This is a genomic window from Pararobbsia alpina, assembly GCF_902859895.1.
GTDB lineage: Bacteria > Pseudomonadota > Gammaproteobacteria > Burkholderiales > Burkholderiaceae > Pararobbsia > Pararobbsia alpina.
On the sequence record NZ_CADIKM010000118.1, the window covers coordinates 1 to 3,725 of the forward strand.

The 3,725-nt window shown below is 59.1% G+C and carries 5 protein-coding genes; 2 read left to right on the plus strand and 3 right to left on the minus strand.

Annotated elements, in window-relative coordinates; genetic code table 11:
* A partial coding sequence (locus tag HV670_RS29515; protein ID WP_175108468.1) for an ArsR/SmtB family transcription factor occupies window positions 1-182 on the plus strand: 182 nt, incomplete at its 5' end.
* 284 nt (window positions 183-466) lie between these two features.
* Here HV670_RS29515 and HV670_RS29520 read toward each other — a convergent pair.
* The 3 genes from HV670_RS29520 to HV670_RS29530 all read right to left on the minus strand — a co-directional run bounded on the left by HV670_RS29520 (window position 467) and on the right by HV670_RS29530 (window position 2,869).
* Window positions 467-1,816, minus strand: coding sequence for a type II toxin-antitoxin system HipA family toxin (locus tag HV670_RS29520; RefSeq protein WP_175108469.1), 1,350 nt, complete (start codon window positions 1,814-1,816; stop codon window positions 467-469).
* Window position 1,817: 1 nt separating this feature from the next.
* Window positions 1,818-2,081, minus strand: coding sequence for a helix-turn-helix domain-containing protein (locus tag HV670_RS29525; protein ID WP_175108470.1), 264 nt, complete (start codon window positions 2,079-2,081; stop codon window positions 1,818-1,820).
* 446 nt (window positions 2,082-2,527) lie between these two features.
* Window positions 2,528-2,869 (minus strand): ArsR/SmtB family transcription factor, encoded by a 342-nt coding sequence (locus HV670_RS29530; RefSeq protein WP_175108471.1) that lies wholly within the window; start codon window positions 2,867-2,869, stop codon window positions 2,528-2,530.
* Window positions 2,870-3,068: 199 nt separating this feature from the next.
* On the opposite strand from HV670_RS29530, the gene HV670_RS29535 reads away from it, so the two are divergent.
* Window positions 3,069-3,584: an arsenate reductase ArsC gene (locus tag HV670_RS29535; protein ID WP_175108472.1), complete on the plus strand. Its 516-nt coding sequence runs from the start codon at window positions 3,069-3,071 to the stop codon at window positions 3,582-3,584.
* The last annotated feature ends 141 nt before the right edge of the window (window positions 3,585-3,725 follow it).

Sequence of the window (3,725 nt, forward strand, 5' to 3'; positions counted from 1 at the left end):
CCACGCTGTCATTCCACCTGAAGGAGCTCGCCCACGCGGAGCTTATCGAGGGCAAGAGTCAGGGTCGCTTCATCATTTACTGCGCCAGCTATGACCATATGCAGACGCTCATGGATTTCCTGATGGAAAACTGCTGCGCGGCCGAGCAATGCAACTGCGCGCCCAACGAAACGGAGTCTTGAACGAAGCGATTTCACGTGCACATTGTTGTCCCCAAACTTGAGGAAAGCCGACAAGCCGCTACTTCTGACGCGAAAGGGGCCTGCTGTGCTCCGGCAACGTCGATTCCGGTCGCGATTGAGAAGAAAGTCGGCTGCTGCTGAGAGCGCGGCCTCAGGAACAACGGCCGCCCTTATGGCCTGCCGTTCTCTTGAAGAGTCGCTAAGTACGTTGATTACTCCACACCTCAGTTCATAAATTGAGGCGTTTTTACTTTAGGTGAGCGTTGCCACGATTGCCGAGGGCGTCAGACCGGTGGCATACCTTCGAGTGCCCGGGCTGCATTCAGTAGCCCGCCCAGCACCTTGTCGGCCACCTGCTGCGGAAAGCCTCGCGGCAGCTCCGCTTGCACTTGCGCTACCACCTCTGGCGTCCGTGCGACCAACTCCTGAAGCAACGGCTCGGCGTTTTCTCCATAGCCAACCCTTTTGGCTGTGCTATTGAAGTGCCGGCGCTGGATGTTATGCATGTGATAGTGCCGGTTCTTGCCCAGCAGCGCCATGGCTAGCTTAAGGTCCTGCGCGGCCCACTGGCTCGGCCCGTCGCCGATGACCGGATACGCGGACATTACGTCATACATCGGCGTAAGCCGGAAACGTCCAGCTGTCCCGGGCTGCAGTTGGATGCTGAAGTTCTTTGCATGACCGTCCGGCGCGCGCAGCATCCAGAACAGGATTTGTGAAGCCATGAGGGCTCGCAGATCGCGCTCGGCATCCAGTGACTGCTGCACGAGGGTGAACAGTTGCTTGAGACCAGGCCCGCCTTCGTTCTCGTACTTTACGAGTGGTGATGTTCCAGTGGCTTGGCAGAAGTCTTCCTGTATGAGCCTGAATAGCTGAGTGCCATCGGACGACACCAAGCGGTCGAATCGCTCGACGACGAGTACCCGTTGCTTGCCGAACGTGGCGATACGAGCTTCCGCCGTGGACAGGCCGTACGCTTTGAACAAGCGAAGGCACAGCCATTCGTTGTCCACTGAGGTGCTGAAGTCTGCCTGCCGGCCGCCAACCAGGCCAAGCGGCAGCTTGAAGATGTGCGTAGTGGGCGTCGCGCCGCGCGGCTTCATCCACTTGCCATCCCACCACAGGAGAGCGTCCTTCTCCTGAGCGCCGGCCAATGAGAATCGGAAGTCATCGTCAGGGTCTTGGGCACCGGCGAAGCGGTCCGGGGTCACGACCTCGAGCAGGTGGCGTTCGATGGCTTCGTCGTCCATGACAACACCGTCGATGCGGCCGACACTAGGAGGTGCCTCGCCTTCCGGCAGAAGTTGCAGTGCGCCCACGCAATCGCGCCCGATGGCGGCTAGCAGGTCAAAGGCTTGGGTGGACCCAGTCTTGAAGCGGGCTGCGACACGCTTGCGGATGGCGTCGCTGTCAGGCAGCAGGCCTTCGAAGTAGTGGGCGACGTTGTCTCCCTTCAACGATTCGTTGTTGAGGTGAAATGGCAGCGACAAGGATATTGGCCGCCCACGCGGAGAGGCGAGCCAGCCCGCATCGTATTGCAGCTCCATGTCGCCGCGGGCCGTGATTGTCCAGCGACCCACGTATTCGCCGTTGGCCCAAAGCGTCATGGTTTGGCTGTGCGAGCGCCGGCCCATCTCACCACTCCGTCTTGTTGGTCGATTCGAGGCTCTCGCGCTCACCCAGCCGCAGTTCCAGCCCGACGGCCGTGCACCAACCCAGCAACTGTTTGAAACTCAGTTCGTCGGCGTGCTGTTCCAGATAGGAGACACGGTTCTGGCTCAAGCCCAATCGGGCCGCCACCTCCGCCTGCGTGAGCTTGCGGCGTTTGCGTGCAGCCTTCAGCAATTGACCGAGCTGCAAGGCAGTCACAAGCGGTTGGAACGGCACGGTTAGAGACATATGATATATCCGAGATTCGGCTATTTTCATTTTAGCTGAAATTCAGATATTCAGGCAATATCTGTAAAACGGATAAGTGCCGAGCGGACATTGCGCGTCTAGTGCTTGTCACCGCAGAGCCATGCAGTGTGGCAGCCGATGGACGGCGATGTGTTACGAGGAACGCCAAAATGGGTACAAACCGGATTTCGGCTAATGATTGACCTGAGCCAGCCACGGCAGGAAGGACGCGCGGTAGCCATGTGTCGGCGGGCGCTTCGACCGAAGAGATTTTTCCACGGACAAAGTAACGCGTTAGTCGTTGACTGAGGCGTGAATGTGGCAACTCAGGACCCACCTAGCAACTCTTTAACAGAACGGCTAGGTCCCAAGGGAGGCCGTCGCAGTCGGAGACCGATGCGGACGATGGATCTGCGCCCGCCCGGCTTACCGACCTCAGTGTGTGTTCATGCTGCCACGGGCTTGCACTTCACTTTCTTGGCGGGCTTGCAGGCAGCCGAGTCCACTCCCTGGCAGCAGTTCTCAGTCAGAAAGCCGACCAGGTCGTTCATGTGCTCGATTTCGGGCCCGTAGTAGACGAAGCGTCCTTCCTGACGGGACGTCACCAAGCCCGCATGCGTCAGTTCCTTGAGATGGAAGGAGAGCGTCGCGCTGGGTAGGTCCAGGTGTTCCTGAATGACACCGACGTTCAGTCCCTCGGGCCCGGCTGTGACGAGCAGGCGAAAAATAGCCAGACGCGTCGGCTGTGCGAGCGCGGCCAAAGCTTTAATGGCGTCTTTTTCCTTCATAAGGCTCGGTCTTCAAGGTTATGGGACGATTCTAACGCGGCACCACCGTGTGCCGGGTCGAACTGCAGCCCCCTGATATCACGATTGCTTGCGATGGACTCTCGGTGCCCCCACGCTTGCTGCGCCACAACGTTTCCATTATATTGGAGATATGGATTCTTTCAATGCCACATCGCCCGAGCGTCGTCAGGAGAAGTCTGTGACCGAACACCGAAAGTACAACGTCCTGTTCCTTTGTACTCACAATTCCGCGCGGTCCATTCTCGCGGAAGCTGCGCTCAGTGACCTCGCCAGTGACCGTTTTGTGGGTTACAGCGCCGGCAGCCACCCAGGCACGAGTCCGAATCCTTTCGCGCTTGAACTCCTGGGCTCGCAAGGCATTCCGACCGAGGGTCTGCGCAGCAAGAGCTGGGACGAGTTCGCGAAAGACGGCGCGCCCGAAATCGACTTCATCTTCACGGTGTGCGACAACGCGGCGGGCGAGGTTTGCCCGATATGGCCCGGTCACCCTGCGAAAGCACACTGGGGCGTGGCTGACCCGTCGACGGCTGAAGGTTCTGACGAAGAAAAGCGCAAGGCATTCCTACGGGCCTTTGTGCAAATGAGAAAGCGCATCGAACTCTTTGCAAGCCTGCCCTTCGAAAAGCTGGACCGCATCGCAGTGCAGAAGGAAATGCAAAACATCGGCACGTTGCTGCGCGACAAAGGCGAGTAACGAACGCAGGGCTCAATCGTTCGTGAAGGCCACCCGGCGCGAACCGGTCGGCATCGGCCCCTTCGGCCTATTGGCGTTTGGTGCCTCGATTGAGAGGCATCCGCATCGATGCTGTCGGCTATCCGACTGAACAGTCGTGGT